Annotated in this window: 13 protein-coding genes; 10 read left to right on the forward strand and 3 right to left on the reverse strand. The window is 71.6% G+C overall.

Going from position 1 to position 19,240, the window contains the following annotated elements:
- Nucleotides 1–97 precede the first annotated feature (97 nt).
- Together F5972_RS05805 and F5972_RS05810 are read left to right on the forward strand one after the other, a co-directional pair.
- Nucleotides 98–3,406 carry a PQQ-dependent sugar dehydrogenase gene (locus F5972_RS05805; protein ID WP_225311200.1) on the forward strand — a complete coding sequence of 1,103 codons (3,309 nt, stop codon included), beginning with the start codon at nt 98–100 and terminating at the stop codon, nt 3,404–3,406.
- Between the two features lie 166 nt (nt 3,407–3,572).
- A complete protein-coding gene (locus F5972_RS05810; protein WP_150931815.1) occupies nt 3,573–4,634 on the forward strand; it encodes a DUF4349 domain-containing protein in 1,062 nt (353 codons plus the stop codon).
- Nucleotides 4,635–4,664: 30 nt separating this feature from the next.
- Here F5972_RS05810 and hemE read toward each other — a convergent pair whose 3' ends face one another.
- Nucleotides 4,665–5,702 (reverse strand): uroporphyrinogen decarboxylase, encoded by a 1,038-nt coding sequence (gene hemE, locus F5972_RS05815; protein ID WP_150931817.1) that lies wholly within the window; start codon nt 5,700–5,702, stop codon nt 4,665–4,667.
- A 468-nt stretch (nt 5,703–6,170) separates the two neighbouring features.
- Between hemE and F5972_RS05820 the strand changes: the two genes are divergently transcribed.
- The 4 genes from F5972_RS05820 to F5972_RS05835 all read left to right on the forward strand — a co-directional run bounded on the left by F5972_RS05820 (nt 6,171) and on the right by F5972_RS05835 (nt 9,271).
- Nucleotides 6,171–6,767: a DUF3000 domain-containing protein gene (locus tag F5972_RS05820; RefSeq protein ID WP_150931819.1), complete on the forward strand. Its 597-nt coding sequence runs from the start codon at nt 6,171–6,173 to the stop codon at nt 6,765–6,767.
- Nucleotides 6,768–6,770: 3 nt separating this feature from the next.
- Nucleotides 6,771–7,994, forward strand: coding sequence for an HRDC domain-containing protein (locus F5972_RS05825; protein ID WP_150931821.1), 1,224 nt, complete (start codon nt 6,771–6,773; stop codon nt 7,992–7,994).
- A gap of 99 nt (nt 7,995–8,093) precedes the next feature.
- On the forward strand, nt 8,094–8,663 hold the full coding sequence (locus F5972_RS05830; protein ID WP_150931823.1) for an RNA polymerase sigma factor: 570 nt from the start codon (nt 8,094–8,096) through the stop codon (nt 8,661–8,663).
- Nucleotides 8,660–9,271 (forward strand): hypothetical protein, encoded by a 612-nt coding sequence (locus F5972_RS05835; protein ID WP_150931825.1) that lies wholly within the window; start codon nt 8,660–8,662, stop codon nt 9,269–9,271. Before F5972_RS05830 ends, F5972_RS05835 begins: the two co-directional genes overlap by 4 nt.
- 89 nt (nt 9,272–9,360) lie before the next feature.
- Here F5972_RS05835 and F5972_RS38730 read toward each other — a convergent pair whose 3' ends face one another.
- On the reverse strand, nt 9,361–11,784 hold the full coding sequence (locus tag F5972_RS38730; protein WP_150931827.1) for a hypothetical protein: 2,424 nt from the start codon (nt 11,782–11,784) through the stop codon (nt 9,361–9,363).
- Between the two features lie 201 nt (nt 11,785–11,985).
- On the opposite strand from F5972_RS38730, the gene F5972_RS05845 reads away from it, so the two are divergent.
- Both F5972_RS05845 and F5972_RS05850 read left to right on the forward strand, forming a co-directional pair.
- Nucleotides 11,986–13,209, forward strand: a complete 1,224-nt coding sequence (locus F5972_RS05845; RefSeq protein WP_404803036.1) for a thiolase family protein — start codon at nt 11,986–11,988, stop codon at nt 13,207–13,209.
- Nucleotides 13,206–15,326, forward strand: coding sequence for a 3-hydroxyacyl-CoA dehydrogenase NAD-binding domain-containing protein (locus tag F5972_RS05850; RefSeq protein ID WP_150931831.1), 2,121 nt, complete (start codon nt 13,206–13,208; stop codon nt 15,324–15,326). The genes F5972_RS05845 and F5972_RS05850 overlap by 4 nt, the downstream gene beginning before the upstream one ends.
- Nucleotides 15,327–15,465: 139 nt before the next feature.
- Here F5972_RS05850 and F5972_RS05855 read toward each other — a convergent pair whose 3' ends face one another.
- Nucleotides 15,466–18,147, reverse strand: coding sequence for an HNH endonuclease signature motif containing protein (locus F5972_RS05855; RefSeq protein WP_263641797.1), 2,682 nt, complete (start codon nt 18,145–18,147; stop codon nt 15,466–15,468).
- Nucleotides 18,148–18,445: 298 nt separating this feature from the next.
- On the opposite strand from F5972_RS05855, the gene F5972_RS05860 reads away from it, so the two are divergent.
- The gene (locus F5972_RS05860; protein ID WP_150931836.1) at nt 18,446–18,889 is read left to right on the forward strand and encodes a VOC family protein; all 444 of its coding nucleotides are present in this window, start codon (nt 18,446–18,448) and stop codon (nt 18,887–18,889) included.
- Nucleotides 18,890–18,898: 9 nt separating this feature from the next.
- Complete coding sequence (locus F5972_RS05865) at nt 18,899–19,237, forward strand: YciI family protein (protein ID WP_150931838.1); 339 nt, start codon at nt 18,899–18,901, stop codon at nt 19,235–19,237.
- Nucleotides 19,238–19,240: the final 3 nt, after the last annotated feature.

Below are 19,240 nucleotides of genomic sequence, written 5' to 3' on the forward strand. Positions count from 1 at the left end.
GGGAATCGGCGGACCGCCACGTGTTCGTTCGCAGCGGCACTCGTGGCGGCCCGCCGTTGCCTTGCCACCCCCCACGAAGAGAAGAGGCGCAGCAGATTTGAAGCGTACTCGCATCCTGCTCGGTGGTCTCGCCGCAGCACTGACTCTCCCGTTCGCGGCGTTCACCGCCGCACCCGCCCAGGCGGCCGACGAGCCGGCTCTGAACTGGCAGAACTACGAGAAGGTCACCCTCACCAAGGACGTCGGCGAGCCGATCGACATGGCGGTCCTGCCCGACAGCCGCGTCCTGCACACCGCCCGCAACGGCGACCTCCGGCTGACGGACCCGGCCACCGGCGTGACGAAGGTCGTCAACACGATCGACGTCTACAACAACTCCGAGGACGGCCTCCAGACGATCGGCCTGGACCCCGACTTCGCGGACAACAAGTGGGTCTACGTCTACTACGCGCCCCGGAAGATGACGGCTCCGTACCCGGAGACCACCCCGGCCGGATCGGCGCCCAACTCCCTGCCCGCCGGCGCGGACGTGTCCTACTGGAACCAGTGGAAGGGCTACAACCAGCTCTCCCGGTTCAAGTGGGACGGCGGCAAGCTCGACCTGTCCACCGAGCAGGTCATCATCAAGGTCGAGACCAACCGCGGGCAGTGCTGCCACGTCGCCGGCGACTTCGACTGGGACGACGACGGCAATCTCTACCTGGCGACCGGTGACAACACCCCGGCCAGCACCCCCGGCGCCAACGACATGGCGCCCAACAACGACGCCCCCGGCATGAACCCCGGCTTCGACGACCGCCGCGGCGCGGGCAGCACCAACGACCTGCGCGGCAAGATCCTGCGGATCAAGGTGGGCGCGGACGGCTCCTACACGGTGCCCGACGGCAACCTGTTCCCGAAGGGCACGGCCAAGACCCGGCCCGAGATCTTCGTGATGGGTGTGCGGAACCCGTTCCGCATCGACGTCGACGGGAAGACCGGAACGCTCTCCTGGGGCGACTACGGCCCGGACGCCGGCGCCGCCGACCCCCAGCGCGGCCCGATGGGTCTCGTGGAGTGGAACGTCACCCCGCTCGACAAGCCGATGAACGGCGGCTGGCCGTACTGCACCGGGAACAACTTCAACTACAACCACTGGGACTACGCGAACTCCAAGCCGCGTGAGTTCTTCGACTGCGCGGGCGGCGCGACCAACGACTCCGTCTGGAACACCGGCCTGGAGAAGCTGCCCCCGGCGACCCCGGCCGACATGTACTACGGCGACCGCGCGGGCGACCAGCCGGCGGAGTGGTCCGGGCTGACCGAGTTCGACCCGGTGCAGAACGGCCAGGCCCCGATGGGCGGCCCGGTCTACCACTACGACGCGGACAACAAGTCGGCGACGAAGTTCCCCGAGTACTGGGACAACAAGTTCTTCTTCGGCGAGTTCTCGCAGGACTACCTGGCGGCGTTCACGGTGTCCGGCTCCGACGGGCCGGTCACCAAGCTCGAGCACTTCCTGCCCAACGCCGAGCTGACCAAGATGGCGATGCCCATCACGGACAACCCGATGGACCTCGAGTTCGGCCCCGACGGGGCGCTGTACGTCCTCGAGTACGGCGACGGCTTCTTCCGCGCCAACCCCGACTCGGGCCTGTACCGCATCGACTACTCGCCCGGCAACAAGGCCCCGCAGGCGAAGATCACCACGGACCGGACGTCGGGCACCAACGCGCCGCTCACCGTCGCGTTCAGCGGCGCCAAGTCCTCCGACTCCGAGGCCGGCGACCTGACCTACGAGTGGGACTTCGACGGCGACGGCACGTTCGACGCCAAGGGCGTGACGGCGACCCACACCTACGACAAGCTCGGGCAGTACACGGCCCGGCTGCGGGTCACCGACGCGGGCGGCCGGTTCGGCCTCGCCACCGTCGAGATCACCGTCGGCAACACCGCGCCCAAGGTCTCCATCGAGACCCCCGGCGACGGCGGCTTCATCGACTGGGGCAACGCGGTTCCGTTCAAGGTCAAGGTGACCGACCAGGAGGACGGCGACAGCCCGACCTGCAGCCGGGTCGCGTGGACCTTCGGCCTCGGCCACGACACCCACGCCCACCCGATCACGACCGGCACGGGCTGCACCGTCACCTGGGCGACCCCCGCGGACGCTCCCGAGCACGGCGTGACCGAGAACATCTTCGGCGTGGTCGTGGTCAGCTACCGCGACAACGGCGCCAACGGCATCCCCGGCGCCTCCGGCGACGCGACCCTGATCCTCAACCCCAAGCTCATGCAGGCCGAGCACGGGGACGACAGCAAGGGCGTCACCAAGACCCCGGACACGACGGCGTCCGGCCTCAACAAGGTCACCTCGTTCGACGCGGGCGACTACATCGGCTACGACCCGGTCGACCTCGCCGGCATCACCGCGGTGAAGACCCAGGCGACCGGCGCGGGCACCCTGTCGCTGCGCTGGAACTCGCCGACGGCCAACCCGTTCGCGACGGTCGACATCCCGGCCGGGTCCGGCTGGCAGACGGTGACCACCGACCTGAAGAACGCCCCCTCGGGCAGCGGCAAGCTCTACGTCACCTCCACCGGCGGCGTGGACGTGGACGCGTTCACCTTCGTGGGCGACGGCGTCGCCGACAAGACCCCGCCGACCGTGACCGCCACGCTCAACCCGGCCCAGCCGACCGGTGAGAACGGCTGGTACAAGGGCAACGTGACGCTGACGGTCACCGCGACCGACAACGGCACGGTCGCGAGCCGGCAGTACTCGGTCAACGGCGGCACCACCTGGTTGAACGCCAACAACGCCGTGACGCTCAGCACCGAGGGCACCACCGAGGTCCGCTACCGCGCGACCGACAGCGGCGGCAACGTCTCGCAGATCGGCACCGTCACGGTGAAGATCGACAAGACCGCCCCCGCCGTGGCCGTGAGCGGCGTCGAGAGCAAGGCGTACGGCGACTCGGCCTCGATCACGCCGGTCTTCTCGGCCACCGACGCGACCTCCGGCGTGGCGAGCGTCACCGCCAAGATCGGTGACCGTACGGTCGAGTCCGGGACGGCGATCCCGCTGTGGACGCTGCCGCTCGGGGACAACACGCTGACCGTCACGGCCCGCGACAAGGCCGGCCTCACCACCGAGCAGACCGTCACCTTCCAGGTCACCACCTCGTTCGCCGACGTGCGCGCGCTGCTGGCGACCTTCAAGGCGGCGGGCAAGATCAAGAGTGAGTCGCTGCTCAAGGAGCTCGACAAGGCCGAGGAGCAGGTGGTCGACAAGGGCCGCAACCACAAGGCCGTCGGCAGGCTGGAGAAGTTCATCGAGTTCGCCGGAGAGAGCAAGAAGGTCTCCGACCCGGCCGTCGGCGCCGTCCTCGTCCGGGACGCCGAGGACCTGATCAGGCAGCTCAGCTAGCACGACCCCCGTGGGCTCCGGCCCGGCCCGGCCGGGGCCCACGGGTCTCCACCCCCCAACGGTGAGACGCCGGCGATGACCAGAGGCGGCGATGACCAGAGGCATCGTGATGCCATCGTGATCGCCGGCGTCGAACTGTCCGTACGGGTGAACCGATGTACCTAGCATGAGTCGAATCCGGTACGGTGCGGCGGCCCTGGCGGCCGTCGCCTTTCTGTTGACGGGATGCTCCGGCGGCGGCGACTCGTCGAGCGGCGCGGCGAGCGACGCCGCCGCGCCGGCGCCCGCCATGCAGGAGCAGGCGCCCGCAGTGGGATCGGCGGGGGGCTCGGCGGAGGGATCGGCGGAGGGATCGGCGGGGGGCTCGGCACGGGACGCGAAGGCCGCGGCCGGCGGGAACGGCAAGCAGGGCGACCTCAAGCTCGGCCAGGCCGACCGATCCATCGTCTACACGTCGGAGCTCATCGTCGAGGCCAAGGACGTCACGGTGGCGGCCGACCGCGCCAAGGAGATCGTGAGCGGCGCGGGCGGATACGTCGCCCAGGAACGCAGCGACTTCTACGCCGGCGACGAGCACTCCCCGGGCAGCGGCCAGTGGGTGATCGTGTTCAAGGTGCCCCCGGACCGCTACGCCGGCGTGCTGGCCCAGCTCGGCCGCGATCTCGGCGTCCGCAAGTCGATGCGGCAGAACAGCGAGGACGTGACCGAGGAGGTCGCCGACGTCGCCAGCCGGGTGAAGTCGGCGGAGGCCGCGCTCGGCCAGTTCCGCACGCTGCTGTCGAAGGCCGACAAGATCGGCGAGATCATGGAGATCGAACGGGAGATCTCCAGCCGGGAGTCCGAGCTGGAGTCGCTGCAGGCCAGGCAGAAGGCCCTGGAGGGGCAGACCGGCATGGGCACGGTGACGCTCACCCTGTTCCCGCAGCCGGGCGCCTCCCCCTCCCCGCCCGCGAAGAAGCAGGAGGACACGCCGGGCTTCCTCGCCGGGCTCCGGGCCGGGTGGAACGCCCTGTCCACGGCGACCGGGGTGACGCTGACCGTGGTGGGCGTGCTGCTGCCCTGGATCGCCGTGGCCGCCGCGCTGTGGCTGGCCGGCCGGGAGATCGCGCGCCGGGTCCGCCGCCGCAGGCCGCCCGCGCCTCCCGCGCCCGCCGCGCCGCGTCCGCCGGTCCGGACACCGGTGTACGCCCCCGGGCCCGGGCAGGCGCCCGGCGACGAGCCGGAGTAGGACGCCCAGTAGGACCGGCCGGAGCGGCGGTCAGCGGGCCGACGCCTCGTGGACGAGGTCGGTGAGCCGGGCGAGCTGGTCGGGATCGGTCGAGGGGAGCACGCCGTGGCCGAGGTTGAACACGTGCCCCTCGGCCACCCGCCCGCGTTCGAGCACGTCCCTGGCCCGGCTCTCGACGACCTCCCACGGAGCCAGCAGGATCGCCGGGTCGAGGTTGCCCTGCAGCGCCTTGCCCGCGCCCACCCGGAGCGCGGCCTCGTCGAGCGGCACCCGCCAGTCGACGCCCACCACGTCGGCGCCGGCCTCGCCCATCAGGCCGAGCAGTTCGCCGGTGCCGACGCCGAAGTGGATGCGCGGCACCCCGAGGTCCGCGAGCCCGGCGAAGATCCGGCTGGTGTGCGGCAGCACGTACGTGCGGTAGTCCTGCGGCGCGACCGCGCCCACCCACGAGTCGAAGAGCTGGACGGCCGACGCCCCGGCCAGGGCCTGCACGCGCAGGAAGGCGAGCGTGATCGCGCCGAGCCGCTCCATCAGGGAGTGCCACAGCTCGGGCTCGCCGTACATCATGGCCTTGGTGCGGTCGTGGTTCTTGGACGGGCCGCCCTCGATGAGGTACGACGCGAGCGTGAACGGCCCGCCGGCGAAGCCGATCAGCGGGGTCCCGCCCAGCTCGCCGGTGAGCGCGCCGACGGCCTCCGTGACGTACGGCACGTCGTCCGGCTCCAGCGGCCGCAGGGTGTCGACGCCCGTCTTGTCGCGGATGGGGGTCTCGACGACCGGGCCGACGCCCGGCTTGATGTCCAGGTCGACGCCGATCGCCTTGAGCGGGACCACGATGTCGCTGAAGAAGATCGCCGCGTCGGTGCCGTACCTGCGGACCGGCTGCATGGTGATCTCCACCACCAGGTCGGGTGTGGCGCAGGCGGTGAGCATCTCGACGCCCGCGCGCACCCTCCGGTACTCGGGCAGTGAACGCCCGGCCTGTCGCATGTACCAGACGGGCGTGTGCGGGACGGCCTCGCGCCGGCAGGCGCGGACGAAGACGGATTCGGCGAGCTGGGGTTTCACGGCACCAGCCTGCCATGCCCGGGGGCCGCCCGGCGCCGTGACCCGCCACCTGGAGTTCCCAGAGGACGCGAAAAACTCCGCCGATCCCGTAAGGTGAACCCCATCCCCTCCTGTGAGTCGCCTCACAGCTCGGCAATGTGTTCGTCAATCGGCCATCCGGCATCGATTCCAATACCACTTTCGAGACACGCCGAGTGCGATGCGGGGAAATGTCGGCGGGACGTGCCAACGTCGGATCAGTCCCGAGCGACCGCCACGACCGTGGATCCGACGAGAGGCCCCGGAGCGATGACTTCGATGTGGAGTTCCCCCGAACACCGCACTGATCACGGTGCCGAGCGACCTGCCTGCCGCCGGGGAGGCGGGCGCCCGAGAACGCGAGCGGCGGCGACGGCTTGACGACCTCTCATGTCCCCCACAGCCACCCCCCTGCTTCGCGCTCTCCCGAATCCGACCTACTCTTCCGTCATGACCCTCGGTGAGCCGCCGGCGCCTCCCGCCGCCTTCCGGCGCGCGCTGGAGACGCTGCGCCCCGCCGGGGTCCGGCCGGAGATCGAGCTGGAGGACATCCCGGCGCCCCAGCGGCTCGCGCCGTACTCCGGGGCCGTCGGCGCCTCCGTCTACCGCGACGACGACGAGCTCGCCGTCGGCCGCCTGATCCTGCTGTTCGACCCCGAGGGCCAGCGCGGCTGGGAGGGGCAGTTCCGCCTGGTCGCCTACGTACGGGCCGACGTGGAGCCCGAGATGACCACGGACCCGCTGCTCGGGCCGGTGGCCTGGAGCTGGCTCACCGAGGCGCTCGACGCGCACGGCGCGCGGTACGCCGCGGTCGGCGGCACGGTCACCCGGGCGGTCTCGGAGGGGTTCGGCAGCAAGGCGGACGACCCCGTCACCACCGAGATCGAGCTGCGGGCCTCGTGGTCGCCGCTCGACGAGGACATGTCGCCCCACGCGGCCGCGTGGTGCGATCTGATGTGCCTGGCGGCGGGCATCCCCCCGTTGCCCCCCGACGTCGCGACGCTGCACCCGCGTCCCGCCCGCAGAGATGACCCGAAGGTCCCGTAGCCAGTGTCAGAACCCGTAATCCAGCCGCTGTTGGAGCCGCGCGAGGGAATCCCGCCCGTCATCGAGGACCCCGCCGCGCTGAGGGCCGCCGTGGAGGCCTTCGCGCGCGGCACGGGACCCGTGGCCGTCGACGCCGAGCGCGCCTCCGGCTACCGCTACAGCGGCCGCGCCTACCTGGTGCAGCTGCGCCGGGCCGGCGCGGGCAGCGCGTTGATCGACCCCGTCGCCTGCCCCGACCTGTCGGCGCTGGACGAGGCGCTGCGGGAGGCCGAGATCGTCCTGCACGCCGCGAACCAGGACCTGCCCTGCCTCGCGGAGCTCGGCTTCCGGCCCCGGCGGCTGTTCGACACCGAGCTGGCCGGACGGCTTCTCGGCTACGAGCGGGTGGGCCTCGGCACCATGGTCGAGCTGGTCCTCGGGCTGCGGCTGGAGAAGGGGCACTCGGCCGCGGACTGGTCGACCCGCCCGCTGCCGGAGGACTGGCTGCGGTACGCCGCGCTCGACGTGGAGGTGCTGGTCGAGCTGCGCGACTTCCTGCACGACGAGCTGACCGGGACGGGCAAGCTGGAGTGGGCGCTGGAGGAGTTCGCCGCGATCCTCGCCGCCCCCGCCCATCCGCCGCGCACCGATCCGTGGCGGCGCACCTCCGGCATCCACCGGGTCCGCTCGCTGCGCGGGCTCGCCGTGGTGCGGGAGCTGTGGACGCTGCGCGACGAGATCGCGCGGGAGGCCGACCTCGCGCCGGGCCGGGTGCTGCCCGACTCGGCGATCGTGCAGGCCGCGCTCGACCAGCCCCGGACGACCAAGTCGCTCACCGAGATCACGCCCTTCGTCGGCCGCAGCGCCCGGCGCCACCTGAACGACTGGCTCGCCGCCGTGAACAGGGGCCGCACGATGCCCGAGCCGGCGCTGCCGCAGCCCGTGGGGCCCGGGGACGGCCCTCCCCCGGCCAACCGCTGGGCCGACCGCGACCCGGCCGCGGCCAAGCGGCTCGCGGCGGCGCGGGCCGTCGTCGCCGCGCTGGCCGACGAGCACCGCATGCCGACCGAGAACCTGCTCCAGCCCGACACCGTACGCCGCCTCACGTGGGAGCCGCCCGCTCCGATCACGGAGGAGTCGGTGGCCGCGCGGCTGCGCGCGCTGGGCGCCCGGGAGTGGCAGATCGGCCTGACCGTCCACCCGCTGACCAAGGCGCTCGAACGACTGGAGATCAAGGGAGAGGTGTGACCCGGGACGCCGGCGACCGGCGTACGTCCCGGGAATGAAGCATTTCGGCCTGGCGCGGCAAGTACAGGTGACCGCATACGCCAGGAAAGGCCGAGATGCATGACAACCACCCGCGAAGTCGTCGCGGCGGATGACGCGACCCTCATCGGGAGATCGCTGCACGAGCCGGAGATCTTCGCCGTCCTGTTCGACCGGCACGCGCCGCTCCTGCACCGCTACGTGACCAGGCGACTGGGTCCCGGCGAGGCGGAGGACGTCGTCGCCGACACCTTTCTGGCCGCCTTCCAGAGCCGGGGCGATTACGACCGGGGCCGCCCCGACGCCCGGCCGTGGCTCTACGGCATCGCCTCGAACATGATCGGCAGACGCCGGCGTGCCGAGACGGGCCTCTACCGCGCGTACCTGCGCAGCGGGGTGCACCCGGGGGAGATAACGGGCGCGCGGGTGGAGGACGGCGTCAACACCCTGGCCGTCAACCGCCCGCTGGCGCGGGCCCTGCTACGGCTCAAACGGGCCGACCGCGACGTGCTGCTGCTCGTCGCCTGGGCCGGCCTCACCTACCAGGAGGTGGCCGACGCGCTCGCCATCCCGCCCGGCACCGTGGCCTCGCGGCTCAACCGCGCCCGCGCGCAGATCCGTCAGTCATTGGGAGAAGGAGAACGACGATGAAGGCGCTCGACGACATGTGGCAGGACGTCCCGGTGGCCTCCTTCGAGGACCTCGCCGGGGCGAGACGGCGGCTGACGGACGGGATGCACACCCGGCGGCGCGTCCTCACCGCCCCCCGGCTGCTGGCCGCGGCCGGCGTCGCGGCGGCGGCCGTCGCGGCGCCGCTGATCGCCGGCGGCGGGACCCCGGCGTACGCGGTGACCGAGAACCCCGACGGCACGATCACGGTGGCTCTCAACGAGATGCGCGACCCGGAGGGGCTGCGCGCCGACCTGCTGGCGGCCGGCGTCACGGCCGACGTGTCGTTCCTGGCACCGCGCACGAGGTGCGCGGATCCTCGGTTCGAGGGCACGGACCCCTCCTACGGGTCGCCGGGCCCCACCGGCGCGCTGCGGACGGGTGTGGAACGGTGGCGCTCGTTCCAGGCGACCCAGGTGGTCGACGTCCACAAGATCAGAATCCGTCCGGAGTTCATCCGGCCGGGCGAGACGCTCGTCCTGGAGTTCCGCGACAACCGGAACGCGCAGCGGCCCTGGACGCTCGGCGCCTGGCTGGCCAGGGCCGGCTCGCCCGTGAAGCCCTGCACGCCCGTCCCCGACCCCGCGTGAACCACTGACGCCGGCTGAGCAGGCGGAAGCTCCTGGAGGTACGCGGCCGGCAGCGGCCAGGGTACGTCCAGGAGCTTCCTCTCCCGCGATCAGCTCCCGTCGTCGTCGGTCACGACGAGCCGGGTGAAGCCGCCGCCGATCGTCGCGTTGACCGGCACCGAGGCGACCACCTGGTAGGACTGCGGCGCGGACGCCACAGCGGTGTCACCGGCGACCGGCACCTGGAAGGACGCCTCCAGGGACCTGGCCGGGATGACGACCTCCTGCGCCGCCGAGGCGACCACCGGGGCGGCCCCGGTCGCGATCGTCTGGATCTGGACCGTCACCGGCGCCTTGCTCCTCTCCGACAGCCGCACCCTCAGCGTGGCCGTGCCCGGCCCGTCGCCCTCGTCCACCGTGGCGCCCTCCACCGACACCTGCGGCAGCCCGCCGGTCCGGGCCTCGCCCGCATCCATCCTGGTGAACGCGAGGTCGGCGAGGTAGACGGCGCCCTTCTGGCTCGCGCCCGAGATCCGGATCTCGCTGATCTGCTGCGGCTTGACGCCGGTGAGCGTGCTCAGCGGGACGCGGACCGTGCGCAGCCAGGTCTTGGGCAGCGGCGAGGCCGTGCCGGGGAACGACGTGAGCGCGTCGCTCACCTCCGACACCCTGACCGTCCGCGACGCGCCCTTCTTGTCGACGACCTCGACCGCGAGGTCCACGTCGCCGGTCGCCTTCTCGTCCCGGGCCGCGCGGAAGGTCAGCGCGTCGAAGCGGGAGACGTTCTGGTCGGGCTTGTCCAGGGGCACGGTCACCGCGCCCGTCGGGTCGTTCCAGGAGAACCGCAGCACCGGCGTCGAGGCGACGTTGCCCGCGTACGTCGCGGGTGTCCAGGACGGTGCCTGCGAGGTGGTCAGCGCAGTGGCGCAGGACGGCAGGCCGCTCTGCGGCGAGCGGTCGAGCATCCCGGCGCAGACGACCGCGGTGGCCGCGCCGGAGACCCGGGTGGACGGCGACGGCGACGTGAAAGTCGCCACGTCGAGACGGCCGCCGGCGGGCGCCTGGGCGACGGTGTGGACGACGGCCCGCCCGGCGGAGGGGGTCGTGCCGCCGCTGCCGTCGAACAACGGCAGCAGGCCCTGCTCGCCGCCCTGGACCAGGCGGAAGAACCCGGCGATGTACGCGGTGCCGACGGCGTACTGCTCGGCGGCGGTCAGCCGCGACGGCGCGGCGCCGGCGCAGACCGGGTCGTTGCGGTTCGTCCAGTCGTCGGACGCGGGCGCGTGCGCCACACCCGGCGTCCACTCGGTGTTGAAGAAGTTGTGGTCGGCGCCCATGACCATCAGCGAGGAGCGGAAGGCCGGGTCCGCGTCCACGGCGTACCGGGAGTCGTCGTAGAAGTGCTGGCCCTGCTGGTTGGAGACGTCCCCGTCGCAGTACGGCAGGATGACGGCCATCGGCGTGCCCGGCAGGGTCGCACGCGCGAAGTCCGTCGGCGCGAGCGGGAGCACCGCCCTGATCCCGTACGGCTTCGCCCGGCCCGCGTTCATCAGCGCGGCCTTGACGACGCCCTCGCCACCGCGCGAGTGGCCCATCAGGCCGACGTCGCCCATGTCGAGGCGGCCCTTGAAGAGGCTCACCAGCTTCGCCTCGCCCACGCCCCTGTCCGCGTCGGCGAGCAGGTCGAGGTGCCGCATGACGACCTCGCCCCGGGCCAGCGCGCCCCGGTCCTCGCTGTAGGGGTTGTCGGCGGCGTTGACGCCGTTGGCGCTGACCGACACCACGACGTACCCCTGACTGGCGAGCACGTCGGCCGGGCCGTCGTACCCCTGGTAGCTGGCGATGGGCCGCTGCCCCGCCGGGCAGGGCCACTGGGTGTTGGAAGTCGTCCAGGCCGTGGGGTTGTAGCAGGCCGAGTGGCGGCCGTGCAGGAAGACGACCAGCGGGCGCCTGCCGCGGGCGCCTTCGGGGAGGTAGACCTTCGCCCGGATCTCGGCCGGGCGGCCGCCGAGGCCCTCCAGCGTGATGGCGGTGTCGCCGAGGTCGTACTCGTCGTGGGTCACGGCGTACGGGCCGGGCGCGGCCGGGTCGACCGGTGCGGGAACCGGCGGACCGTGGGGCTTGGCGGGTGGTTTGGCGGGTGAGGGGGCGGCCCTGCCGGCGGCCGCGGCGGTGGCCTCGGGCACCTCGCCGTTCCAGGCCACGTCCACGGAGGACGCCGCGGCGACGGAGGGGTCGGGGGTGACGACGGTCAGCGTCATGCCGTCGGGCGACTCCTCGGCCGGGCCGAGCGACCGTCCGTCCGCCGCGAGTTCGGGGACGGCGTCGCGGACCGGCAGCGGCTTGTTCAGGCGAAGGGTGACCCGGTGGCCGCCGCCGACGGGTTCGACGGTCCAGGCGCCGTCATCCCCGATCGAGCCGATCGGGCTGGGCGGCGCGGCGTGCGCGGATCCCGCGAGGAGGGAGGTGGACAGGGTCGCGGTCGTGACGGCCGCGGCGAGCGCCTTGGTCCAGGCGCGCACAGGGGAGTGCATTGGATCCCTTTTCGAGTGCAACGCCCCAAGAAAGCCGATCACGAGAGTTACATGAGGGATTCTTGGAGTTTGTGAGCCTTACATCCCGAATGAGACCGCTGTTGACCACATGTACTGATTCCTGACGGTTTCTCCCTGGTTAACGATCTCTCACCGGCGTGGTGGGCCCACCGCTCCCGGAACGGGTTACCGACCAGTAGCATGGGACTCCGGCAGCTACCGACAAGTAGGAGCGAACCCGTGCCTGCGTCCCGTGAAGTCGTCTTCGTCGACGGCGTTCGGACGCCTTTCGGCAAGGCGGGCCCGAAGGGCCTGTACGCCGAGACGCGTGCCGACGACCTCGTAGTCCGCGTCATCCGCGAGCTGATGCGGCGCAACCCCGGCCTCCCCCCGGAGCGGGTGGACGAGGTCGCCATCGCGGCCACCACCCAGATCGGCGACCAGGGCCTGACCATCGGCAGGTCCGCGGCGGTGCTCGCCGGGCTGCCGAAGTCGGTCCCCGGCTACGCCGTCGACCGCATGTGCGCCGGCGCCATGACCGCCGTGACCACGGTCGCGGGCGGCATCTCCTTCGGCGCGTACGACGTGGCCATCGCGGGCGGCGTCGAGCACATGGGCCGCCACCCCATGGGCGAGGGCGTCGACCCCAACCCCCGGTTCCTGTCCGAGCGGCTGGTCGACGGATCGGCGCTGGTCATGGGCATGACCGCGGAGAACCTGCACGACCGCTATCCGTCGATCGGCAAGGAGCGCGCCGACGCCTTCGCCGTCGCCTCCCAGGAGAAGGTCGCCAAGGCGTACGCCGACGGCAGGATCCAGCGCGACCTGGTGCCGGTCGCCACCCGCAAGGCCGCCGAGGGCTGGGGGCTCGCCACCGTGGACGAGGGACCGCGCCCCGGCACCACTCTGGAGGGCATCCGCGGCCTGAAGACGCCCTTCCGCTCGCACGGAAGGGTCACCGCGGGCAACTCCTCCGGCCTCAACGACGGCGCGACCGGCTGCGTCGTGGCCGCGCAGGAGGTGGCCGAGGAGCTGGGCCTGACCCCGCGCATGCGCCTCGTGTCGTACGCCTTCGCCGGAGTCGACCCTGAGGTGATGGGCGTCGGGCCGATCCCCTCCACCGAGCGCGCCCTCCGCCTGGCCGGGCTGTCCATCGGCGACATCGGCCTCTTCGAGATCAACGAGGCGTTCGCCGTGCAGGTGCTGGCCTTCCTGGAGCACTTCGGCATCGCCGACGACGACCCGCGGGTCAACCCGTACGGCGGCGCGATCGCGTTCGGCCACCCGCTCGCGTCGTCGGGCGTGCGGCTGATGATCCAGCTCTCGCGCGAGTTCGCCGAGCGTCCCGACGTCCGGTACGGGATCACCACGATGTGCGTCGGCATGGGCATGGGCGGCACGGTCATCTGGGAGAACCTCGCATGAGCACGATCGAGACCTGGAAGGCCCTCTTGGAGGGCAGGAACGCCGACGAGGTCGTGACCAAGGCGCTCGTGCGCGACGTCGAGCTTCCGTACGGCGCGGGCACGATGGCGCTGGTCACCCTCGACAACGGGCACGACCACACCAAGCCGAACACCTTCGGCCCGCACGGCCTGCTCGCGCTGGACGCCGCGCTCGACGCCATCACCGCGCGCACCGACGTCGCGGCGGTCGGCGTCGTGGGCAAGCCGTTCATCTTCGCGGTCGGCGCCGACCTCAAGGGCGCGGCGGAGGTGTCCTCCCGGGAGGAGGCCGTCGCGATCGGGGCGCTCGGCCACCACGTGTTCCGCCGCCTGGGCGAGCTGGGCGTGCCGTCGTTCGCGTTCGTCAACGGCGCGGCGATGGGCGGCGGGCTGGAGATCGCCCTGCACTGCGCCTATCGCACCGTGTCGTCGGGGGTTCCGGCGATCGCGTTGCCGGAGTGCTTCCTCGGCCTGGTGCCCGGATGGGGCGGCACCCAGCTCCTCCCCCGGCTGATCGGCCCGGAGAAGGCGCTCAAGCTGATCATCGAGAACCCGCTGTCGCAGAACCGCATGATCAAGGGCCCCGACGCGTACGCCCTCGGGATCGCCGACGCGATGTTCGAGCCCGCCGACTTCCTGGAGGAGTCGCTGCGATGGGCGGCCCAGGTGCTGCGCGGCGAGGTGACCCTGGAGCGCCCCGACCACACGGCGGACGACTGGGCGCCGGTGATCGACCAGGCGAGGACCCTCGTCGATCTCAAGCTGCGCGGCGCCTCCCCCGCGCCGTACCGGGCGCTCGACCTGGTCGCCCTGGCCCGTACGGCGTCACGGGACGAGGGGTTCGCCGCCGAGGACGAGGCCCTCGCCGACCTGCTCATGAGCGACGAACTGCGCGCCGGGCTGTATGCCTTCGACCTGGTGCAGCGGCGGGCCAAGCGCCCGGCCGGCGCGCCCGACAAGGCGCTCGCCCGCCCGGTCACCAAGGTCGGCGTGGTCGGCGCCGGGCTGATGGCCTCGCAGCTCGCGCTGCTGTTCGCCCGCCGCCTGGAGGTCCCGGTCGTGCTGACCGACCTCGACCAGGCCCGCCTCGACAAGGGCGTCGGATACGTCCACGGCGAGGTGGACAGGCTGCAGGCCAAGGGCCGGGTCTCCGCCGACCAGGCCAACCGGCTCAAGGGCCTGGTGACCGGGTCGCTGACCAAGGACGCCTTCGCCGACGCCGACTTCGTGATCGAGGCGGTGTTCGAGGACCTCGCCGTGAAGCAGAAGGTGTTCGCCGAGGTGGAGGAGGTCGTCTCGGAGACCTGCGTGCTCGCGACCAACACCTCCTCTCTGTCCGTCACCGCCATGGCGGCGAATCTGCGCCATCCCGAACGGGTGGTCGGCTTCCACTTCTTCAACCCGGTCGCCGTACTGCCGCTGCTGGAGATCGTCCGGGGCGCGGCCACCGACGACGCGACGCTCGCGACGGCCTTCGCGGTCGGCAAGGCGCTGAAGAAGTCGTGTGTGCTGGTCAAGGACGCGCCCGCGTTCGTCGTCAACCGGCTGCTGACCCGTTTCATGGGCGAGGTCACGGCGGCGGCCGACGAGGGCACCCCGCTGGAGGTCGCCGACCACGCGCTCGACTCGCTCGGCCTGCCTATGACGCCGTTCGCGCTGCTCCAGCTCGTCGGCCCGGCCGTGGCGCTGCACGTCGCCGAGACCATGCACGCGGCGTTCCCGGACCGCTTCGGCGTGTCGGAGAACCTCGCCAAGCTGGTCGCCGTGGGCAAGCCGGGCCTCTACGGCCCCGACTTCCAGATCGACCCGGAGGTGCGGGCGCTGTTCGAGGGCGGCACGTCCCCCTCGACCACCTCCCCCTCGACCACGGACGACGTGCGGCTGCGCGCCCTGCGGGCCCTCGCCCAGGAGATCAGGCTGATGCTCGACGAGGGCGTGGTCGCCGCGCCGCAGGACATCGACCTGTGCATGCTCCTCGGCGCCGGCTGGCCGTTCCACACCGGCGGGATCACCCCGTACCTGGACCGTACGGGCATCTCCGAGGAGGTCACCGGCTCCCGCTTCCTGGAGCCCGGCGTCGCCTCGGTTCCCGAGTGACAGCACCGACCTGACACCTGAGGCCGCCTGGCCCGCCGCCGACATGGCGCGCCCGGCCGGGCGGCCTGCCCGAACCTGCCGCCGCCTCCCCCGTCAAACTGCGCTGACTCCGGCCCGCCCGGTTCCCACGCGCCCGCCTCTATACCCGCAATCGGGTGGTGCGGGGGTTGCGGTAGGTGAAGGCCCAGCGGTCGTCGCCGATGTTGCGGCGGGTGTAGCGGGTGGGGTGGCGGTAGCGGTCGCGGTTGTGGAACTGACACGCCGGCCCCAGCAGCTTCAGATCAGTCAGCCCGCCGCTGCACCAGTCGTCGGCGTGGTCGATCTGGCACAAGGTGGCGGGCAGGGGGCAGCCGTCGACCCAGCAGGTGGCGTACCGGGCGAAGACGGCCCGGCGCTGTGCGGGGGTGGCCAGGCGGACCTTGCGGCCCATGTCCAGGACCTGCCCGGCGGCGTCCATGACGATCCGCACCAGAGTGCTGGTGCGGGCCAGCCGGTGCACGCTGGAGGCGGGCAGCAACTGCCCGGTCGCCAGGATCAGCCCCGGCAACCCCCGCAACCACACCCCCGGCGGACTGTTCACCCCCACCCCCGGCCGAGCGTCGGCTCCCACCCCCGCCCAGGCGCCACCTCCTGACCAGGCACCGCCGCCATGTTCCGCACCCGGCGGCGCATCGGCTCCCACCCCCGCCCAGGCCTCACCTCCCAGCCAGGGCTCACCTCCCGGCCAGGCACCACCGTCATGTTCCGCACCGGGCGGAGCATCGGCTCCCGCACCCGCCCAGGCCTCCCCTCCCGGCCAGGGCTCACCTCCCAGCCGGGCGTCACCGCCATGTTCCGCGCCCGGCGGAGCGTCGGGGTCCGTACCCGCCCAGGCTTCATCTCCCGGCCAGGCACCGTCGCCGTGTTCCGCACCCGACGGAGCGTCAGGGCCCAGTCCTCGCTCAATCCCCTCCGCTTGAGCGCCGGGGTCGGCGTCGGGGCCGTTGGCGTGGCCCTGCTGGACGTCATCGCCGTCGCGCAGGTCGCCGCGCTCGTCGCTTTCGGTTGGGTCGACGTGCGGCCAGGCGGCAGCCGGACCGTTCGTGGGCGAGCTACCGGCGGCTGCGCGACCGGTGGCAGGCTCCTGCCCGTCAGCGCCCGCGCCTGCGGCGGCAGAGGACGTGGCAGGGAAGGCGCCAGGGAAGGTGGCAGGCGAGGCGTCGTCTCCTGCGGAGGGCGCAACGGCCGAGCACCTGTCCTCGTCGGTGAAGCGATCACCGCCCGCCGGCGGCACTGTGGCTGTGTGTCCGGGGCTGACGGTCGATGGCCGAGTGCCAGGCTCCGCGCTCTTTGACTCTTCGCCGGCGGGCTCCTCAACGGTGGGCTCGCCGTCGTCGGAGGGAGTGCCGCTCGGGGGGTCGTCGGGGAGGGATTCGGCGTTGACCAGCACCAGAAGCTCGGTCGCGATCCTGTTCTCCAGGAACGCGATCAGCGCGTCCGCGTTCCGCACACTCAGCGTCCGGTCATCACCCTCGGCTTTCGGCTTGGCATAGGCGTCGAACAGGTGCTGCAACCGTGCGGCGGCCTCCACCGGCAGGTAGAACTCCCCCTCCACACCGCCGTTCCTTCGCCGGCGCACCCGGAAGAACCGGCGGTCGAAGTCCGCCTGCTCGTCCTTCTCATGCCCGTCGGGGTCCAGCACCGCCCGCAGATACCGCCCCGCCTTGGCCACCTCCGCCGCACCCGCCGACCGCGCCAGCTCCAGCAGGATCCCCTCAGCCGTGGTCGCCTGGTCATCGGTCAACCCGGCGGTGGCCGTGCAGATGGCCTCCACGATCCCCTCAGCCAGGCCACCCTCGGCGAACAGGCGGCGCACCTCGGGCAGGCGGACCAGCTCCATGCTCATCGTCACCAACCGGGCGGCTCCCGCAGGGGTCATCCCCCCAGCAGAGCGCAACCACAACTTGGTGGAGGCATGCCCGTGGTTCTTCGCCTCACCGGCCCGATGGACACGCCCGACCCGAGCCGCCAACGCCGAAGTGATCCGATCCCGGGCCGACAACAACTCCTCGGCCTCGGCCAGACACACCTCATGTGCCTCGGGCACCGGCACCAAAGCCACCGCCCGCGCCGCCTCGACAACCGCCGCCACGGCCACCCACGACGACGACCCAGCGCCGAAAGCACCACCACAAGCACCGCCGAAGGCGCCATTGGACGCACCACCGGACGCACCACCGGGCGCACCATCAGACGCACCACCAGGCGCGCTACCGGCGTTCCGATCATCACGATCCCAGCCAGCATCGTGGTCCTGAACTGTGTCGCTCTGGTCGGCACCGGCATCCCGATGCCAGCCCGCGTGCCGATGGCCCGCATTGTTCCGGCCCGCGTTGTTCCGGCCCGCATCGCCTCGGCCAGCGCCAGTGGCACCGTCGGACGCGCCATCGGGAACCTCGCCGGGACTATCGCTGGGCACATCTCCTGGAACGCCGGCAGGGGTGCCACCGGCGGCGATTCCGGCGTCATCAGGAGTAGTGCCGCCAGGAGTAGTGCCGTCAGGAGATGCATCGCTCGCTGCCTCATCACGCGTGGATTCCGCGTCGCCTGCGATGCCGCCAGGAGCCACAAATGTGCGGGAAGAAACGGACGATGCCGCCGAGTCATCGGATCGGCTCGCATGCTCTCGTGCTCCGGGCTGGACGATCGGCACATATTCACGGGCAAGTGCCCCTTCGGAAGACCAAAGGGGCGAATTAGCGATGAGCTGCCCCCACCAGTCGCCGTCACCAGAATCGTTCGAACGAGGGAGGCGCTCAGAATCATGGCCAAACAGATCCATCACACCCTCCTTCAAGTGATTCGAAAACCTGTATTAATTCTTCCATGCCCGCAGGGCGCGAACATCCCCGCGCCGGTATTTGTTGGAGCCACAGGCAAATCCCCCCAATAGCCGGAAGCGACACGGCCGCATCTTTCCAGAACACAAATGTCGGGGGCGCTCCGCTCGGCGACTGCGGCCGCGACTGCGGCAAGGCCGAAGCTCGCCGGATGACAGCAATCCAGCGAGTGGGGTTCCCTTACGGAACCTTGAGTGCTACCGTTCTCAGAGTCTCTTGAAGAAACCCCGAGAGGATCCGATGACATTCATCAGGCGCTTCGACCACGTCGGCATCACCGTCGCCGACCTCGATGCCGTGACGGCGTTCTTCGTCAGCCTCGGTCTGGAGGCCGACCGGAAGATGGCCGTGGAAGGCGAGTTCCTGGACACGGTGATCGGCATGACCGGCGCCCGCACCGAGATCGTCATGCTGCGAGCGCCCGGCGGAGGTACGACGCTGGAGCTCTCGAGCTTCACGCGGCCGGACCACCTCCCGGGTTCATCTGCCGCGCCGGCCAACGAGCTGGGCCTGCGCAACGTCGCCTTCGAGGTGCACGACCTCCACGCCGCGGTCGGCCAGGCCGCAGCCGACGGCTACGGCCTGGTGGGAGGCATCGGCGAATACGAAGGTGTGTGGCGGATGGCCTACGTCCGCGGGCCCGAAGGAATCATCGTCTCGTTGGCCGAGCGCATCGAGAAGTAAGGAGACATCATGAGCACGACCGTGACCGACGAACAGATCCGGGCTCTGGCCTCGACCGCGAAGCCCTACAGCCTGGCGCTCCTTCAGTGGGGGCCGGAGCGGGGCATGGACGGCGCGGACGCGATCGAACTCGAACACCAGCGACGCATGGTGTCGCTGCGCGCTGAGGGGGTGATCGCGATCCTGTGCCCGGTCGCCTCCGACACCGTGGCCGGCGTCGCGATCATGACCGTGCCGGCCGAAGAAGCCGCGGAGATCATGGCCGGGGACCCCTGCGTTCGAGCCGGAATGATGCGCTGCGAGGTTCACCCGTGCCACGGCTTCCCCGGAGACGCCCTCCCCGTGTGAGCG

Origin of the sequence: Microbispora cellulosiformans, assembly GCF_008728085.1 — a bacterium.
Taxonomy (GTDB): Bacteria; Actinomycetota; Actinomycetes; order Streptosporangiales; family Streptosporangiaceae; genus Microbispora; species Microbispora amethystogenes.